We start from the raw sequence: 17,869 nt of genomic DNA, 5'->3' as shown, positions 1-17,869 counted from the left end.
GGCGTGCCCGCGGCGGTGGCCGCCCAGACGATCGTCCTGCCCTACAACGACGTCGCCGCCCTGGAGGCCTGCTTCGCCGAGCGCGGCGCCGAGATCGCCGCGGTCATCACCGAGGGCGCCCCGGCCAATATGGGCATCGTGCCGCCGGCGCCCGGCTTCAACGCCGCGATCCGCCGGGTGAGCGCCGAGCACGGCGCGCTCATGATCCTCGATGAGGTCCTCACCGGCTTCCGGGTGGGCCCGGCCGGCTGGTGGGGGCTGGAGTCCGTCGACGGCTGGACCTCCAACCTGCCGGTCTTCGCGGCCGAGACCGCCGCCGGCGCCGCTCCTTCTGAGCCCGCCGACGCCGCGGCCCCCTCCTGGCCGGGCGCGGACTGGCGCGAGCGCGCCGCCTGGGTGCCGGACCTGGTGACCTTCGGGAAGGTCGTGGGCGGCGGGATGCCGCTGGCCGCCGTCGGCGGGAGGACGGAGGTCATGGACCTGCTGGCACCGGACGGCCCCGTCTACCAGGCGGGCACGCTCTCGGGGAACCCGCTGGCCACGGCAGCCGGCCTGGCCACGCTCCAGCTGGCCGACGACGCCGTCTACGCCTCAGTGGCCGAGCACGCCCGGACCATCGGCGAGGTGGTCTCGGCGGCCCTGAGTGAGCAGGGCGTGCCCCACCGCGTGCAGCGGGCGGGCTCGCTGTTCTCCTTCATGTTCGGGCAGCGGGCCGCCGATGAGGGCGTGAGCGACTATGAGGCCGCCCGCGCTCAGGAGACCTGGCGCTACGGGCCCTTCTTCCACGCCTTCCTCGAGGCGGGGGTGGGTCTGCCGCCGTCGGTCTTCGAGGCCTGGTTCGTCTCGGCCGCACACGGCGAGGCGGAGCTGGAGGCGATTGCGGCTGCGGCCCCGGCGGCCGCCCGCGCCGCCGCCCGGGCGACGGCGAACTGAGTTACCTCAACGGGCCCCGCCCCTTAAGGCCGCCAGGGCGGCGGGGCGAGGGCGGCCTCGTAGGCGGCGACGTCGACGTCGGCGTTGAGGCTGATGACGATGCGCATCCGGGAGTCGGGGTGGGCCGCCAGCCAGCGGCCGATCGTCTCCAGGGTCACCAGGGCGGCCTGCCGCTTGGGGTAGCCGAAGACGCCCGTGGACAGTGAGCACAGGCCGACACTGCCCAGCCCCGCGGCGTGTGCGACGTTGAGGACGCTCGTGTAGCACGAGGACAGCAGGCGCCGATCCTTCAGGGTCGGCCTGCGCCCGTCCTCGATGACGGGCCCCACCGAGTGGATGACGTGCTGAGCCGGCAGGTGGTAGCCGCCGGTGAAGACGGCCCGGCCGGCGGGCTCCCCGCCCTGACGGCGGGTGGGGTCGAAGGTCTCCGCCCAGGTCATGTAGCGGGCGCACTCAGCGCGCAGGGCAGGCCCGGCGACGGCGTGGATGATGTTGTCGATGCAGCGGTGCCCGGGGGCGAAGCAGCCGAGCATCCCGGAGTTGGCGGCGTTGAGGACGGCGCCGGCGCGCAGCCGGGTGAGGTCACCGCGCCAGAAGGCCACGTTGCGGCCCAGCAGGCCGGGCACGTGGTCGGTGATGGCCAGGGGCGGGATCTCGGTGGCGTCGACCATGCCGCGCTCAGCGGCCTCGGCCTCCAGGAGGGTGTCGAGGTCGGCGGCGATGTCCTCGGGCAGGGGCGCCGGGGGGCGGGCGGTGAGGAGGAAGTCGAGCATGGTGCGCAGCTCGTCGGGGTCGGTGGGGACCGTCGAGTCGATCCAGTCCGTGGCCCCCTCGGGGTCGGAGCGCAGGAAGGCGTAGACGAGGTGGCGCACCAACGCGTCGCGGCCCGAGGCGCCGACGGGGACCGCCCATCGGGCTCTGACAGCGTGACTGACGTGGGACTCCAACTTCACGCGGGCCATCATAGGATATCAAAACGTAATGTTCTGCCCTTGGGTGGGCGAGCCGGGTAACAGACGGCGACATCGCCCGGAAACGGCGGGTTTCCGGGCGATGTCGGACGGTTGGAGGGCCGGAGGACGGCCCCACGGTGCGTGACGGATCAGGCCTGTGCGCCCGAGGCGGCCTCCTCCTCGGCGATCTTGGCCTTGAGCTCGTCCATGTCGAGCTCGCGCACCTGCGTGATGAGAGAGTCCAGCGCGGGGGCGGGCAGGGCGCCGGCCTCGCGGTAGACCAGCACATTGTCACGGAAGACCATGAGCGTGGGGATCGAGGAGATGCCCAGGGCCCCGGCGAGGTCCTGCTCAGCCTCGGTGTCGACCTTGGCGAAGGTGATGTCCGGGTTGGCCTCGGAGGCCTTCTCGTAGATGGGGCCGAAGCGCATGCACGGGCCGCACCAGGAGGCCCAGAAGTCAACGAAGGTGATGCCCTCGCCGTGGATGGTGTCCTTGAACTCGGGGCCGGTGATGTTCTTGGTGGCCATGAGCGTTCCTTTCAAGATTGCGGAGACATATCGGTTCCACTGCGGCCAACACGACCAGGGCCCAGCCTATTCCTGGGGCCGTCCGTCCTCTTGCCGGGGCCGCTCGGCCTGCCACCGGCACCACGCATCCTCCTGCCGTTGCCGCCCACACTCTTACCGGCACCACTCGCCCCCCTACCTCCCACGGACGCGAGTGACAGCTTCCGACCTGGCGACTCCGATAAATTGGACACCGTGGAGCCATCTGAGGACAGTCCTTTCCTGGACAGGCTCGCGTCCGCCCACCTCACCGCACGCGAGCTCGACGTCGCCCGTTTCTATGAGCACAACCTGCCCGGCGCCGCCCTGCTCAACCTCGAGGAGGTCTGCCGCACCGTGGGGGTCTCCTCGGCGACGGTGGGCCGGTTCGCTCGCAAGCTCGGATACTCCGACTTCCGCGCCATGAGTCGCAGCCTGCGCATCGGCGTGCGCGAGGAGCTGTCCTCACCGGTTGATCGCCTCCGGCAAATGCATGACGACGCTGCGTCGTCACCCCGGTCCGTCCTTGAGCAGCGCGTCGGCTCAGCTCAGGAGGTGCTCTCCGGATGCTCCTCCGCGATCGATACGGAGGCATTCGCCCGCGCCTGTGCGCTGGTCGGCGACACCGATCGCCCCCTCTACCTGGGCGCTGTCGCCACGGGACGACCCCTCATGCAGTACTTCGGTCTCCTGCTCTCCTACCTCAGAGGCGGTGTCACCATCCTGGACGGCACCGACCACTGGGCACACGCCCTGGCCGGACTGGAGGCCGACGCCGTCGTCCTCGTTGCGACTTTCGACCGCCACCCGGCTCCCGTCGAAGCCCTGCTGCGCCTAGCAGGCCGACGCGGCGCAACCTCGATCCTCCTGACCAATCGGCGCACCGGGCCGCTCGTGCCCCTGGCGGACATCCTTCTGACGACGCCGCTAGTCACCCAGGAGGCGATGTTCCGGACACGGGCGGCCACACTCGTCGTTCTCGAGGCGATTTTGGACGCGGTGGCAGCCGAGCACCCTGAGCACCTCCGCGCCGAGAGGGTCGAGGAGACCTTCGCCCTCATGCGCGGTTACCTGTAGCGGCTCCGCCAACCGCCGAACTCCGCCTCGGCCGACGCACCAACGCACCAGTACCGATGGACATATCGGAAGAACGAGCGTTAGTTTACTTCCATAATCCAACAACATCGTCACTAAACTGACGATCGGCTCCGCTCACTTTGGAGGAGACCACATGTCGGCCAAACCAACCATCATCACCAATCCCTTGACCAACCGTGGCACCGCTTTCACCGAGGAGGAGCGGCGTCGGCTCGGACTCATCGGCCGTTTCCCCTCCGCCGTCGAGACCCTTGACCAGCAGGCGACTCGGGCCTACGCACAGCTGACCGCCCAGCCCACGAACCTGGACAAGTACGTCTTCCTCGACCAGCTCCACAACCGCAACGAGATCCTCTACTACCGGGTACTCGCCGACCATCTCGCCGAGCTGTTGCCGATCGTCTACGACCCCACGGTCGGCGAGGCCATCAAGAAGTGGAGCCGCGACTACCGCCGGTCGCGCGCCGTCTACCTGTCCGTGGACCGCATCGAGGACGTGCGACCCTCTCTGGAGGGTCTGGGTCTGGGGCCCGACGACGTCGACCTGCTCGTTGTCTCCGATGCCGAGGAGATCCTCGGGATCGGGGACTGGGGCGTCAATGGCACCGACATCTCCGTGGGCAAGCTCGCCGTCTACACGGCGGCCGCCGGCATCCACCCCGAGCGGGCAATCGCCGTCAACCTGGACTGCGGCACGGACAACGAGGCCCTCCTCAATGACCCCGCCTATCTGGGCAACCGTCACGCGCGCGTGCGCGGCAGGCGCTACGACGAGCTCATCGACGAGTACCTGTCCGTTGCGGCCGAGCTCTTCCCCCGTGCGCTGCTCCACTTCGAGGACTTCGGCCCGTCCAACGCGCGCCGAATCCTGCTGGCCAACCGGGAGAAGTACCGCATCTTCAACGACGACATGCAGGGCACCGGTGCGATCGTCATCGCCGCGGTGGTCTCCGGCATGAGGGTCACCGGCCAGAGCTTCGCCGACCAGCGCCTGGTCGTCTACGGCGCTGGTACCGCGGGCACCGGCATGGCCGACCAGATCCACGCCGGCATGGTCCGCGACGGGCTCAGCCCCGACGAGGCGCGCTCCCGCATCTGGCTCATCGACCGCAACGGCCTCGTCACCGACGACATGGAGGGCCTGCCCGACTACCAGCAGACCTACGCACGGCCGGCCTCCGAGGTGGCGGACTGGACCCGCGAGCACGGCAGGATCGGCCTGCTTGAGACGGTGCGTCGGGTTCACCCCACGATCCTCATCGGAACCTCCACGGACCACGGGGCCTTCACCCGTGAGGTCATCGAGGAGATGAGTAGCGGCGTCGAGCGCCCCATCGTTCTGCCGCTGTCCAACCCCACCGAGCGGATCGAGGCCATGCCCGCCGACGTCATCGCCTGGTCCGGCGGCAAGGCGCTGGTCGCCACCGGCATCCCGGTGGAGCCCTTCGAGTACGAGGGGACCACGTTCACGATCGGCCAGGGCAACAACGCCCTGCTCTACCCGGGCCTGGGGCTGGGGGTCATCGTCTCCGGCGCGAGCCGGGTGACCGACGGCATGCTACTCGCCGCCGCGCAGGCCGTCGCGAGCCAGGTCGATCCCACCAGCCCAGGTGCGTCCCTCCTGCCTCCGGTGGAGAACCTGCGCGCATCCTCGGCAACGGTCGCCGTCGCGGTCGCCCGCCAGGCCGAGGCCGACGGCGTCGCCACCGCGAGTCACGACAACCTTATCCAGGCGGTCCAGGACGCCATGTGGCAGCCGGTCTACCCCGAAATCAAGGCCTGAGCCGCCGGCTGACGGGAGCAGAAGGACGGCGCGCGGCCGGGCTCACCGCCCGGACCGCCGCTCTGCTCCTGGACTCAGGCCAGTCCACCCACGCCGCGGTAGCCACCGTTGAACGGCTCAACGAGCTGCTAGGCACCCGTTTCACGTTGCTGCTTACCTGGTCACAGGTCACGCTTGCCGACGCCGATGGGGCCGTAGCCGCGCTCCAAGCCATTCGCCCTGTAGCGGTGCACATGGGACGCGCGACTCTCATCCAGCGCCGTCTGAGTGCCATCGGTTCACTGAGCCTCGACGAGCTGGAGGACCTGCTGGAGAAGGCGGAGGCCCAGCCCTCCAGCCCTACCTGGATGTTCGCCCTGGCGGCGGGCCTCGGCGCGAGCCTGCTCGCCCTCATCTTCGGGGCGCACCACACACCGTCAGTCGCCCTCGCCTTCGCCGCGGCGGGAGCAGGCGGCCTCGCGCGGCGCGCATTGGCAGAGCGGACGACGGCAGTCACCCAGACCTTTGCCGCTGCCCTCATCGGCGGTCTGGTCGGCGCACTCGCCGTCCACCTCGGCTGGACCGGCACGGCTCGGCTCGTGGCCGTGTGCCCGGGGATGGTGCTCGTGCCCGGCCCCCAGGTCCTCAACGGTGCCATCGAGATCGCCGAGCGCCGCCACGACATGGGCCTGGCACGACTGACGGACGCAGCGCTGACGATCTTGACCATTAGTGCGGGCATCATCGGAGGCCTGCTCATCGGCGGCACTGGCCTGCCGCTGACCGCGACGACCGACGCGATCCCACTGTGGCTCGACGTCCTAGCCGCCGCCGTCCTCGCCATGTGCTATCCGGTGTACTTCTCCATGCCGATTAGGACCTTCGGCTGGGCGTTCCTGGCCGGCGGGCTCGCGCACGCGGCGCACTGGGTCGCACTGACGCGGTGGCAATGGAACGCGCCCGCTTCCTCTCTACTGGCCTGCCTGGTGGCAGGCGGCCTGCTCACGCCGGTGTGCCACTCACGGCACATTCCTTTCGCGGGGGCGGGCTTCGCCGCGGTCGTGGCCCTTGTACCCGGCGTGTACCTGTTCCGCGCTGCCGCAGGGACACTGAGCCTGGTGGGAGAGGCGCACGCGGAGGCGGCACTGGAGGCGACAGCGAGTGATCTGGCCACGGCCGTCATCATTGTGCTGGCGATGGCAGTCGGGTTGGTGGTGCCCCACCGGATATGGATCCGCCTCGCGCACTAGGGCGTTCCGCGCGTCGGGGGTAGCGCGACCTCCTAGCCAGGGACATTCCACGCGGCCGGGTGCGCGCTGCTCCGGAGGGGGACACCCTGCGCGTCCGGGGACAGGATCCCGGTCCCCGACGGCGTCGAATACACCCCAACCAGGGTGAATGGTCCCCATGGGCAGGGGATACCCACTGCCCACAGACTTGACTCGCCGGCAGCAACCGACCTGCCATCAGCTTTCAGGAGGGGGAACCATGGCGATCTACATCCGCACCCGCCCCACCACCGGCATCAAGGTACTCGGATGCCTGGGTGCTCTGGCCGCCGCCGGCATCGCGCTCCTCTACCCGACCGCCCTAGTCCTGGCCGCCTTCGCTCTGGGCTCCCTGGACGAAGCCGTCGCCTACCCGGAGGACAACGAATCGGTAGCCAACGCCGCGACTATGGTAGGGGTGATACCGGCCATCTACAGCTTCGTACTGACGGCCATCACCTTCGGGGCGACCTTCTGCTTCACGGGCACGGACCAGTGGTTAGCCAAGGGCACGACAGTGAGCCATCAAGATATCGCGTCGGCACGGTTCCTTCATGTCGCCCAGGACCCCAACAGCCGCGCCGTGGGCATGCTATGGGCGATGCTCGCGGGAGCGCTGCTGGTGGCTTCCCCGTCCCTCGTGATAGCCGTCCCACACCCCCTGATCTACAGCGAATCCACCCAAGAGCTGGTCGATGAGGCCACCTGGGGCGCGTCCCTTCTGATCATCATGCTCTTCGTGGCACTGGTGTATGCCGCCGCACGCCGGCGGGCAAGCGCGGTGCGCCTGAGGTCGTACGGCATGGCGGTTGCGGACCCGAAGTCCTTCTCCCTCCCCCTGCCTTCCAGCCGTGGCAACCTCAGCATCCAGGAGGTTCCGGCACGCTTGGGTCGCGTGAAAGTGCAGGCCATCTACGCTCCACCCACCGGAGGTGCCAAGCCAGGGCGACCGGTCATCATCCCGCGCCTTGGCCTGACAGTGAAGCCCTCACGGCTCGACGACGCCCGCTCCCGGGTCGAGGCCCGGCTCGACGAGGTCTGGCGCGCCAGCCAGCTGATACGTACCTCAACCGAGCAGGAGGAGGCCTCCGATGCCCCGACATCGGAGGCCGAGACGAATCCGGCTCACCAGCCACGGCAGCCCGACGCAGACGCTGACAACGACCAGCCCCAAACAGACAACACCCTTCCAACGAGTGACGGCTCCACCACCTAACCCAGCCCTGCACAGTGCGTCCGGGGACATTCCATGCGGTCGGGTGCGCGCTGCTCCGGAGGGGGACACCCTGCGCGTGCGGGTACAGGATTCCGGCCCCCGACGGCGTCGAACGCCCCCGGCCGCACAGAAATGTCCCCGACGGCGTCGAAGGCCCCGCTCACAACGGATCCCCGCGGCGGCAGTCACCGGCGCGCAGCCCCACACATGGCGGTTTCCAGACACCCACTCACCTACGATGTTTGACAAGTCCTCAATGTATGCAATCTACTCCCTTGGGATGTCATACAATCGCCATTAGACTGACATCATGGATGTGAGCATGTTCGTCGACGACACCATGGGGGAGCTGGTCGACATCACCGGCTCCGACCCGGTGACCGGCAGCTGGCGGCACAAGGCCTTCATCCCCGTCCCACTCGGCTCCGACGAGCCACCCATCAGCGGAGGCACCTACCGGATGGTGGCAGCAGCCGGCCGTGCACTGGCCGCCCTCGACGCCACAGCCCAACAGCTGCCGAACCCCTACCTGCTGCGAACCCCCTCCCTACGGCGCGAGGCTCAGTCGACGTCGGCCTTGGAGGGGACATACGCCCCCCTGCGCGAGGTGCTCACCGCCGACGACGACGCCCCCGCGACCGCCGAGATGACGGAGATCCTCAACTACGTCCGCATGGCCAACAGCGGTTTCCTGTGGGCGCAGGAGGGGCGCGCTATCACCCTGTCACTCATCGAGGACCTTCAAGGCGAGCTCATGCGGGGGACTCCGCTCGAGTCGACCTCAGGTCGCCTGCGAGACACCCAGGTCATGATCGGCCGCCGCCCCGGCGCACACAGCGCGGCCCCGGTCCATGCGTCCCGGTTCGTTCCCGCACCACCCGGGGATCCTCTTCGCGCCGGCGTGCGAGCCCTCGTCGACTGGCTGCATCGGGACCACGCGGGAGACATCGACCCGATCATCGCCGCAGGCATGGCCCACTACCAGTTCGAGACCCTTCACCCCTTCCGGGACGGCAACGGTCGCCTGGGGCGGTTCCTCATCGTGCTCACCCTTCTGAGTTCGGGTGTTCTCAGCGAACCCACGCTGACGGTCTCGCCGTGGTTCGAGGAGCGTCGCGCCGAGTACTACGACTCGTTGCTGCGAGTCAGCACCCACGGCGACTGGGACACCTTCCTGGCCTTCTTCTCCCAGGGACTGGCCGCGGCGGCCACCAGTACCCGTCATCAGATGCTCGCTCTGGCCGCCGCGCACCAGAGTCTCAAGGAGACGGTGCGCGCCTCCAGTCTGCGGTCCGCTCACGCCCTTGACCTCGTCGACTTCGCGGTCGCGAATCCGAGCTTCACGGTGCGTAAGGTCGAGGCAGCCCTTGGCATCTCGTACGGGAGAGCCAACAGCTTGGTTGCCCAGCTGACTGACATCGGGGTGCTCGACGTCGTCGAGACCGGCTCGCAGCCTCGCCGCTTCGCCGCCCCTGCCGTCCTGAAGGTCCTGCTCGCCTGAGCCCGGCTCACTCTCCAAGACGGCCGGGGACATTCCACGCAGCCGGGCGCACACCATTCCGGCCGGGGACATCCTGCGCGCCCAGGGACAGGAATCCGGTCCCCGGGCGCGCGGACTGCCCCCGGCCGCGCAGAAATGTCCCCGACGGCGTCGAATGCCCCCGCCCAGCCAGAAGCCCCCATAGGCAGGACGAGCCCGGCACCCGCACACTTGACTCCCTGGCACATCCGACGCCGTCGGAGCGGAGCGCGAACCCAAGATCGCCCCGCTGTCATGTTTCGAGGAAGGTGACCCATGGCGATCTACGCCCGATCACGCCCGACCACCGGCATCAAGGCGCTCGGATGCCTGGGCGCTCTAGCCGCCGTCGGCCTTTCCGTCCTCTACCCACTCGTCCTGTTCGGTGCCTCCTGGACCCTGGGGAAAGTCGACGAAGCCCTGATGGCCGACCCCAGTGAACCAAGTCGGGCAGTCACCCCTGCGTCGCACTTGATCACCTGGACGACCCTCTACAGCTTTATGCTGACAGCCCTCTGCTTCGGCGCGGCCTTCTGTTTCGTGGGCATCGACCAGTGGCTGACCAAGGACGCCATGATGTCCCACCGCGACGTCATGGCGGCGCGATTCCTCCACGTCGCACAGGAGCCCAGCAGGCGCACAGCGGGCCTGCTGTGGGCGATGCTTGCAGGCACGCTGCTGGTGGCATGCCCGATCGCCCTGATGGCGGTCCCGAACGTCCTGAGCTATATCGGGATCTATACCGAGATCTATATCGAGTCCACCCGGGAGCTGGTCGATGGGGCCACCTTGGTCCTGCTCCTGCTCCACATCCTGCTCTTTGTCGCCATGGTGCGAGCAGCTGTGCGCCGTCGCTCGAGCGCGGTGCGCCTGAGGTCGTACGGCATGGCGGTTGCGGACCCGAAGTCCTTCAGCCTCCCCCTGCCCTCCGATCGGGACGACCTCAGGGTCCAGGAGGTTCCGACGCGCCGGGGCCGCGTTCAAATACAAGCCGTCTACTCCCCACCCACCAAGGGCACCGAGCCGAGCAGACCGGTCCTCCTCCCTCGGCTCAGCCTGACGGTGAAACCCTCACGGCTCGACGACGCCCGCTCCCTCGTCGAGGCCCGGCTCGACGAGGTCTGGCGCACCAGCCATCTGATACGTACCTCAACCGAGCAGGACGAGGCGCCCCCCGCACCGACCGCACAGCCCGAGCCAAAGCCGGCCTGAGAAGCGCCGTCCTCGTCTTTGCCGACGGGGACATTCCACGCAGCCGGGCGCACACCACCCCAGCCGGGAACATCCTGCGCGTCGGGGTGCGCTTTCTTCCAGACAGGGACATCCTGCGCGTCCGGGGACAGGATTCCGGTCCCCGGGCGCGCGGACTGCCCCTGGCCGCACAGAAATGTCCCCGACGGCGTCGAACGTCCCCGGTCGCAACGAAATGTCCCCGACGGTGAGGGCAACACGGTTCTCTCCCCAGCGCCGTCTACCATCGGAGCATGCCGACCGAAAACAGCCCGGGCACTCGGCTGCGGGCGTGGGAGCGGGCCACGGAGTGGCCGCTGACCGGCGCCGCCGTCGTCTTCCTGGGCGCCTACGCCTGGGAGGTGCTCACCAACGCGCAGGGCGGGACCAAGGAAGCGGCCGAGTTCATGATCGACGCCGTGTGGGCACTGTTCGGCGTCGACTATCTTGTCCGCCTGGCACTGGCGCCAAGCCGGGGTCGCTGGTTCCTCCGCCACCTACCCGACCTGGCGATCATCGTTCTGCCGTTCCTGCGGCCGCTGCGGCTCCTGCGCCTGGTGACGCTCGTGAGCATCATGCAGCGCAGCGCCGGCACCGCGTTGCGCGGGCGCATCACCCTGTACACGGTCGGCAGCGCCGCGCTGCTCATCTTCACCTCGGCACTGGCCTCGCTGGATGCGGAGCGTCATGAGCCGGGCTCCTCGATCCGGACCTTCGGCCAGGCCCTGTGGTGGGCGCTGACGACGTTCACCACTGTCGGCTACGGCGACACCTTCCCAGTCTCCAGGGAGGGGCGTTTCATCGCGGCGCTGCTCATGATCGGCGGGGTGGCGCTCGCCGGCGTCGTCACGGCGACCCTGGCCTCGTGGATCGTCTCGCTGGTCGATGAGGAGAACGCAGAGCAGGAGGCCGCCACGCAGGCGCAGGTGGCAGCTCTGCAACAGCAGGTCAGCGAGCTGAGCGAGCGCATCGACCGTCTTCTGGAGGTACACGACTCGGGTCGGCAAGGGCACGCTCCGCCTCCCGAGCCGTCGTCGTCCACCACGCAGTAACCGAGCCGGGCACTTCTCGCGCAGCCCGACAGAATTCCTGTTGGGTGCCGCGAGAAGTGCCCGGCTCAGCGAAAGAGAAGACCCCGTCAGCCCCGCAGCTCGGCGGCCACCAGCTCGGCGAGCTCGACGGCGTTGAGGGCCGCGCCCTTGCGCAGATTGTCCCCCACGGCGAAGAACTGCAGGCCGTGGCCCGGCGCGAAGGCCTGGTCGGCGCGCAGACGCCCCACGAAGGTACCGTCACGGCCGGCGCCCTTGAGGGGGCTGGGCACGTCCTCGTAGGTGACGCCGGGCGCCGCCTCCAGCAGCTCGCGGGCTCGCTCGACGCTGATCTCGCGCTCGAACTCGGCATTGATGCTGAGCCCGTGGCCGGAGAACACCGGGATACGCACGCAGGTCCCGGAGACCAGCAGGTCCGGGATCCCCAGGATCTTGCGGGACTCGTTGCGCAGCTTCTGCTCCTCGTCGGTCTCACCGGAGCCGTCACCGGCGTCGCCGCCGGCCCAGGCCACGGCGTTGAAGGCGATGGTGTCGACGTAGACCTCCGGCGCGGGGAACTCGACTGCCCGTCCGTCCAGGGCCAGGCCCTCCATGTCCTCGTTCACGACGGCGCGCACCTGCCCGGCCAGCTCGGCCACCCCGGCCCGCCCCGAGCCGGAGACGGCCTGGTAGGTGGAGACGATGAGGCGGATGAGTCCGGCCTCCTCGTGCAGCACCTTGAGGGCCGGCATGGCCGCCATGGTGGTGCAGTTGGGGTTGGCGATGATGCCCTTGGGGCGCTCGCGCAGCGCATGCGGGTTGACCTCGCTGACCACGAGCGGCACCTCGGGGTCCTTGCGCCAGGCCGAGGAGTTGTCGACGACGACGGCCCCGGCGGCGGCGAAGCGGGGGGCGTGCTCGCGCGAGGCCGCGCCCCCGGCGGAGAAGATGGCGACGTCGATACCGGCCAGGTCAGCAGTGGCGACGTCCTCGACCTCGACCTGGGCGCCGCGGAAGTCCACGACGGTCCCGGCGCTGCGGGCCGAGGAGAAGAAGCGCACCGAGCGGGCGGGGAAGTCGCGCTCGGCCAGCATGGCGCGCATGACGCGGCCGACCTGGCCGGTGGCCCCCACGACGGCGACACAGACGCCGTCGGCCACTCCGGTGTAGGTGTTCACGGGATTGCTCATCGTCCGGTCCCTCCGTAGACGACCGCCTCGGCGGCCTGGGCGTCGAGGCCGAAGGCGGAGTGGACGGCGCGCACGGCCTCGTCGAGTACGGCGTCGTCGACCACCACCGAGATGCGGATCTCGGAGGTGGAGATCATGTGGATGTTGACCCCGGCCTCGCTCAGCGAGCCGAACAGGCGCGCCGAGACCCCCGGGTTGGAGCGCATGCCGGCCCCCACCAGGGACAGGATGCCGATGTCGGGGTTGAAGTGCAGGCTTCGGAAGCCCAGCTCCTCGCGGGCGGCCTCGAGGGCCTCGCGGGCGGTGGCGGAGTCGCCGTCAGGGCAGGTGAAGGAGATGTTGGTCAGGCCGGTCCCCTCGGCTGAGACGTCCTGGACGATCATGTCAATGTTGGCGTCGGTTCCGGCCACGATCGCGAAGATGCGGGCGGCGGCACCGGGGACGTCGGGCACGCCCACGAGCGTGATCTTGTCCTGGCTACGGTCGTGGGCGATTCCGGAGATGACGGGGGCTTCCACGTGGTCCTCCTTGGCGGTCGGGCGGGGTCGGGCCTGGGCCCGTGCGGCGATGGCATTGCGGTGCGCGGTGTCGACGACGGAGGCCGAGGGCCCGTCGTCGAGCCCGGCGGGGTCTGAGGACGAGGCCGGAGCAACTCCCGCGGACTCGTCGGCGGCCTCCGGGCTCGCGGCACTGGGGGCGGTGGGCGCGCTGTCGGTGTCGGCGGCGACGACGTCGTCGAGCTGGGCGGCCACGACCGAGGGCACGAAGGCGCCCTCGCGGCGGCCGTCGTAAATCCAGGTCCCGGTCTTGTCGGAGAAGGAGGAGCGCACGTGCAGCGGCACCCCGAAGCGGCGGGCGTACTCCACAGCGCGCAGGTGGAGGATCTTGGCGCCGTGGGCGGCCAGCTCCAGGGTCTCCTCACTGGAGAGGGACTCGATGCGCTTGGCGGTCGGGACGATGCGGGGGTCGGCGGTGAACAGGCCGTCGACGTCGGTGTAGATCTCGCAGACGTCGGCGTTGAGGGCAGCGGCCAGGGCGACCGCGGTGGTGTCGGAGCCGCCACGCCCCAGGGTGGTGGTGTCCTCAACCTCGTTGATGCCCTGGAAGCCGGCAACGATGGCGACCGCGCCGGTCTGGATGGAGCGGGCCACGCGCTCGGGCAGCACCCCGACGATGGATGCCTTGCCGTACTTGGAGTCGGTGAGGACACCGGCCTGGGCACCGGTGTAGGCCTGTGCCGGCACGCCGAGCTCGGTGACGGCCATGGCGAGCAGGGCCATGGAGATGCGCTCCCCGGCGGACAGCAGGATGTCCATCTCACGGGCGGGGGCGTCGGTGGTCAGGGCGGCGGCCTGGTCGAGGAGCTCGTCGGTCGTGTCCCCCATCGCGGAGACGACGACAACAACCGTGTTGCCGGCCTGGCGGGTGGCGACGATGCGCCGGGCGACGCGCCGCATCGCGTCGACGTCGCTGACGGACGAGCCGCCGTACTTCTGGACGACCAGTGCCATATGGCGCTCCTCGGGTCCTGGAATCAGTGCGTGTCTAGCATCAGGTGCTCCGCGCCGGTGCGGGCGTCCTGGCAGGGGGCTTCCGGGGATGGAGCCGTCGCCGCGCGGCGCCCACGACGGCGTGGCTGGGGCAAGCATACGGTGCGCCGTGTTGCCGGCACATCACGCGGCTCGGAGCCTGCGGCCAACAACTCGCGGCCCACAGCCGGCGGCCAACACTTCGACCGAATCTTCAGAAACGACCCGGAGCCGCGTCGTTTCTGAAGTTTTTGTCGAAGTGTCGGAGTGAGGCGGGCTCGGGCGCGCACCATCACCGTCGCCCACGTCGTCCCCGGGGTTCCGCCCACCAGGCCCGGCCGACGACGTAGCCTGGTCGTATGAGCATTGAAGTCTCCCAGCTCACCCGGTTCTTCGGTCGGGCACCGGCGGTGCGCCAGCTGGACATGTCGGTGCCCGGCGGCGCCGTGACCGGCCTGGTCGGCCCCAACGGCGCCGGCAAGACGACACTGCTGCTCATGCTGGCGGCCCTCCTGGCCCCGGACTCCGGGACGATCCGGGTGGCGGGCCTGGACCCGGTCACCCAGTCGCGCGAGGTCCACCGCGCCGTGGGCTGGATGCCCGATGCCTTCGGCACCTGGGACTCCCTGACCTGCACCGAAATCCTCCTGACCTTCGCCGCCGCCCAGGGCATGGACGCCGATGCCGCCCGCCCCCGAGCCCTTGAGATGCTCTCCCTGGTCCACCTCGACGAGATGGCGCGCACGCCCGCCCGGGTCCTCTCCCGCGGCCAGAAGCAGCGCCTGGGCCTGGCCCGCGCCCTCATCCACTCCCCCAAGGTCCTGCTCCTGGACGAACCGGCCGCCGGCATGGACCCGCGTTCGCGCGCCGACCTGCGCGTCCTGCTGCGCGACCTGGCCTCGGGCGGCACCACGATCCTGCTCTCCAGCCACATCCTGTCGGAGATGGAGGAGATGGTCGACGGCGTCGTCTTCATGTCTCACGGGACCGCCGTCGCCTCGCCGTCGGGGTGGGCTCCGGCGCCCGGCCAGGCGGGTTCCGGCGCCACAGCCCCGGTCCCGGTGGGGCGGACCTGGCGCATACGGGCCCTGGACGCCGGGCGCCTGGGCGAGTGGGCGCGCTCCACGCAGCTGCCCGTCACGGCGGAGGAGGACGGCGCCGTGCGCGTCCCGGTCGCCGACGACGCGGCAGCGTCCCATCTGCTGCGCGAGGCCGTCGAGGCCGGGGTGGAGGTCATCTCCTTCGCCCCACTGTCCGGAACCCTGGAGGAGACCTACCTGGCTCTGGAAGGAGAACGCCGATGACCTGGACCGGTGTGCGCACCATCATGGTGCTCGAGCTGCGTCAACGGGTGAGGGCCACGCGCTGGCGCATCATGCTGGGGATCTGGCTGGCGGTCCTCGTCCTGCTGTGCGGAGGGCTGGTGATCACCGTCGAGGTGCTGATGCCCAACAGCTCCAGCACGGAGTACCTCTTGTCCCTCTATGACCTGGTCGTCTGCTTCGTGCTGGGGATCGGGCTCATCGTCGCTCCCACGCTGTCGGCGACGTCCATCAACGGCGACCGAGCCGATGCGACCCTGGCGCTGCTGCAGGCCACGGCGCTGCGCAGCCAGGAGATCGTCGTCGGCAAGCTGCTGGCGGCCTGGGTGGCGGCGATCGCCTTCCTGGGCGTGGCCACACCCTTCCTCATCCTCCTGACGGTCGCGGGCGGCTCGCACTGGCAGGCCCTCCTCGCCCACCTGGTCATCCTCGTCTTCACGCTGGGGGCGGTGTGCGCCATCGGCCTGGGCTTCTCGGGACTGACGGCGCGCCCCTCGGCCTCGGCGGTCCTGACCTACCTCGTGGTGGCCGCCCTGACTGTGGGGACGCCCCTGGCCACGGCCATCTCCGCCTCCCTGGTGACCGGCACCCAGACGGTGGTGACCTACAGGGTGGACTACGACGACTCATCCGATGAGAAGGTCGTGTGCAAGCCCGAGCCTGAGATCAGGACCCACGACGTCACGCGCACCGACTGGATCTGGTGGATGCTGGCCCCCAACCCCTTCGTGGCCCTGGGGGATGCGACCGCCCACGCGCCGCAGCAACCGGCCTCGGCATCCTTCGGAGACCCGGCCTCCCTTCTGTCCCTGACCGGGCAGGGCATCGACTTCATGCGCAACCCGCAGCCCGAGCGGGTCGTCCGCAACTACTGCGAGGACCGGAAGGACTCCTTCGACCACCCCTCCAGCAGCCGTGACGACGGGGGCCCTTTGGCCAGGCACCTGGCCTTCTGGCCCGCGAGCATCGTGGTGCTCATGGCCCTGGGGGCCGGCGGCGTGGTGACGGCCAGCAGGCGTCTGCGTGTGCCGGCCGGCAGGCTGCCGCGCGGCGTGCGCCTGGCCTGACCCTCCATTCCTCCCATCGAGCCGGGCGTTTCTCGCGTAGCCCCACCGTTTCTCCGTCGAGATGGGCGAGGAGCGCCCGGCTCGGCCGAAGGCGGGACGGTCAGTCCTCGACGCGGCGTCGGCCCTCGAAGGCCCGTCCGAGGGTGACCTCGTCGGCGTACTCCAGGTCGGCGCCCACGGGCAGGCCGGAGGCGAGCCGGGAGACGGGCACGGCCATGGTGCGCAGCATACGGGTGAGGTAGGCGGCGGTCGCCTCGCCGACGACGTCGGGGTCGGTGGCCAGGATGACCTCCTCGACCTCGCCGTCTCCCAGGCGGCTGAAGAGCTCGCGCACGCGCAGGTCGTCGGGGCCGACACCGTTGATGGGGTCGATGGCGCCGCCGAGCACGTGGTAGAGCCCCCGGTACTCGCGGGTGCGCTCGATGGCGACGACGTCCTTGGGCTCCTCGACGACGCAGATGACGCGCTGGTCGCGGCGGGGGTCGCGGCAGATGGCGCACTGGGGGGCCTCGGCGATGTTGCCGCAGGTCTCGCAGAAGCGGACCTTGGCCTTGACGGCGCGCAGGGCCTCGATGAGGCGCTCGACGGCGGCCGAGTCGGCGGCCAGGACGTGGAAGGCCATGCGCTGGGCGGACTTGGGGCCGATGCCGGGAAGCTCGCCGAACTCGTCAATGAGGTCCTGGACGGCGCCTTCGTAGACGGCGGGCATGTCAGCGTCCTTCCTGGGTCACGGTGACCTCTTCGATGACCTGGGCGCCGAGGATCCGTTTGACGACCTCGAGCCCGACGACGCCGGCGTCCTCGGCGTCGGGATCGTCCTCGCTGGGGGTGTCGTCGGCCAGGGAGTCGGTGTCGGCGTCCTGGGCAGCGGCGCGGGCGGCGGCCATGGCGGCGGCCAGGCGCGAGCCGGCGATGCCCGACGGCGCCCAGGTGGACTCGTCCTCGGGTGGGGCGCTCGAGGCGCTGGGCTCCTCAGGTGCCGGCCCCGGGCTGAAGGGGCTCGACGGCGTCCCCTCCCAGGTGACGGGGGCCAGGCCGGGCGATCCGGCGGCGGGCTCAGGGGTACCGGGCACCCCGGGGATGCTGCCGCCCCCGGGTGCCTGCGGGGACGGGGAGGCGGGAGTCTGCTGGAGGGACTGGGGGGCGGCCGGAGCCGACGCGGCCCCGCCGGGAATCTCCGGCAGGGCGCGCAGACGGTGGACGGTG

General features: G+C 70.0%; 16 protein-coding genes. 10 read left to right on the top strand and 6 right to left on the bottom strand.

The window, feature by feature from the left end; translation table 11 throughout:
• Positions 1-933, top strand: a 933-nt coding sequence (locus RIV12_RS12515) for an aminotransferase class III-fold pyridoxal phosphate-dependent enzyme (protein ID WP_309324302.1), incomplete at its 5' end; no start/stop codon positions are given.
• A 23-nt stretch (positions 934-956) separates the two neighbouring features.
• Here RIV12_RS12515 and RIV12_RS12510 read toward each other — a convergent pair.
• A complete protein-coding gene (locus RIV12_RS12510) occupies positions 957-1,898 on the bottom strand; it encodes a macro domain-containing protein (RefSeq protein WP_075417720.1) in 942 nt (313 codons plus the stop codon).
• Between the two features lie 137 nt (positions 1,899-2,035).
• Positions 2,036-2,416 carry a thioredoxin family protein gene (locus tag RIV12_RS12505; RefSeq protein ID WP_075417721.1) on the bottom strand — a complete coding sequence of 127 codons (381 nt, stop codon included), beginning with the start codon at positions 2,414-2,416 and terminating at the stop codon, positions 2,036-2,038.
• A 234-nt stretch (positions 2,417-2,650) separates the two neighbouring features.
• Between RIV12_RS12505 and RIV12_RS12500 the strand changes: the two genes are divergently transcribed.
• From RIV12_RS12500 to RIV12_RS12470, 7 genes are all read left to right on the top strand, one after another.
• Complete coding sequence (locus tag RIV12_RS12500; RefSeq protein ID WP_309324300.1) at positions 2,651-3,511, top strand: MurR/RpiR family transcriptional regulator; 861 nt, start codon at positions 2,651-2,653, stop codon at positions 3,509-3,511.
• Positions 3,512-3,665: 154 nt separating this feature from the next.
• Complete coding sequence (locus RIV12_RS12495) at positions 3,666-5,315, top strand: NAD-dependent malic enzyme (protein WP_309324298.1); 1,650 nt, start codon at positions 3,666-3,668, stop codon at positions 5,313-5,315.
• Positions 5,282-6,544, top strand: coding sequence for a threonine/serine exporter family protein (locus RIV12_RS12490; protein ID WP_309324296.1), 1,263 nt, complete (start codon positions 5,282-5,284; stop codon positions 6,542-6,544). Before RIV12_RS12495 ends, RIV12_RS12490 begins: the two co-directional genes overlap by 34 nt.
• A gap of 238 nt (positions 6,545-6,782) precedes the next feature.
• Positions 6,783-7,778 (top strand): hypothetical protein, encoded by a 996-nt coding sequence (locus RIV12_RS12485; protein ID WP_309324295.1) that lies wholly within the window; start codon positions 6,783-6,785, stop codon positions 7,776-7,778.
• A 310-nt stretch (positions 7,779-8,088) separates the two neighbouring features.
• The gene (locus tag RIV12_RS12480; protein ID WP_309324293.1) at positions 8,089-9,279 is read left to right on the top strand and encodes a Fic family protein; all 1,191 of its coding nucleotides are present in this window, start codon (positions 8,089-8,091) and stop codon (positions 9,277-9,279) included.
• A gap of 294 nt (positions 9,280-9,573) precedes the next feature.
• Complete coding sequence (locus RIV12_RS12475; RefSeq protein WP_309324291.1) at positions 9,574-10,509, top strand: hypothetical protein; 936 nt, start codon at positions 9,574-9,576, stop codon at positions 10,507-10,509.
• Between the two features lie 272 nt (positions 10,510-10,781).
• Positions 10,782-11,579 (top strand): potassium channel family protein, encoded by a 798-nt coding sequence (locus RIV12_RS12470; RefSeq protein WP_309324289.1) that lies wholly within the window; start codon positions 10,782-10,784, stop codon positions 11,577-11,579.
• 86 nt (positions 11,580-11,665) lie between these two features.
• On the opposite strand, the gene RIV12_RS12465 is transcribed toward RIV12_RS12470, so the two are convergent.
• Positions 11,666-12,745: an aspartate-semialdehyde dehydrogenase gene (locus tag RIV12_RS12465; protein WP_309324287.1), complete on the bottom strand. Its 1,080-nt coding sequence runs from the start codon at positions 12,743-12,745 to the stop codon at positions 11,666-11,668.
• Complete coding sequence (locus RIV12_RS12460; protein WP_309324284.1) at positions 12,742-14,256, bottom strand: aspartate kinase; 1,515 nt, start codon at positions 14,254-14,256, stop codon at positions 12,742-12,744. The genes RIV12_RS12465 and RIV12_RS12460 overlap by 4 nt, the downstream gene beginning before the upstream one ends.
• Positions 14,257-14,633: 377 nt before the next feature.
• Between RIV12_RS12460 and RIV12_RS12455 the strand changes: the two genes are divergently transcribed.
• Together RIV12_RS12455 and RIV12_RS12450 are read left to right on the top strand one after the other, a co-directional pair.
• Complete coding sequence (locus tag RIV12_RS12455) at positions 14,634-15,578, top strand: ABC transporter ATP-binding protein (protein WP_309324282.1); 945 nt, start codon at positions 14,634-14,636, stop codon at positions 15,576-15,578.
• Positions 15,575-16,663, top strand: coding sequence for an ABC transporter permease (locus tag RIV12_RS12450; protein ID WP_309324280.1), 1,089 nt, complete (start codon positions 15,575-15,577; stop codon positions 16,661-16,663). The genes RIV12_RS12455 and RIV12_RS12450 overlap by 4 nt, the downstream gene beginning before the upstream one ends.
• Before the next feature lie 100 nt (positions 16,664-16,763).
• Here the strand turns inward: RIV12_RS12450 and recR are convergent, their stop codons facing one another.
• Both recR and RIV12_RS12440 read right to left on the bottom strand, forming a co-directional pair.
• On the bottom strand, positions 16,764-17,372 hold the full coding sequence (recR, locus tag RIV12_RS12445; protein WP_009401940.1) for a recombination mediator RecR: 609 nt from the start codon (positions 17,370-17,372) through the stop codon (positions 16,764-16,766).
• Position 17,373: 1 nt separating this feature from the next.
• On the bottom strand, positions 17,374-17,869 hold a 496-nt coding region (locus tag RIV12_RS12440; protein WP_309324278.1), incomplete at its 5' end, for a hypothetical protein.

Origin of the sequence: Actinomyces stomatis, from assembly GCF_031292835.1 — a bacterium.
GTDB lineage: Bacteria > Actinomycetota > Actinomycetes > Actinomycetales > Actinomycetaceae > Actinomyces > Actinomyces stomatis.
This window is presented reverse-complemented; position numbering and strand designations above follow the sequence as displayed.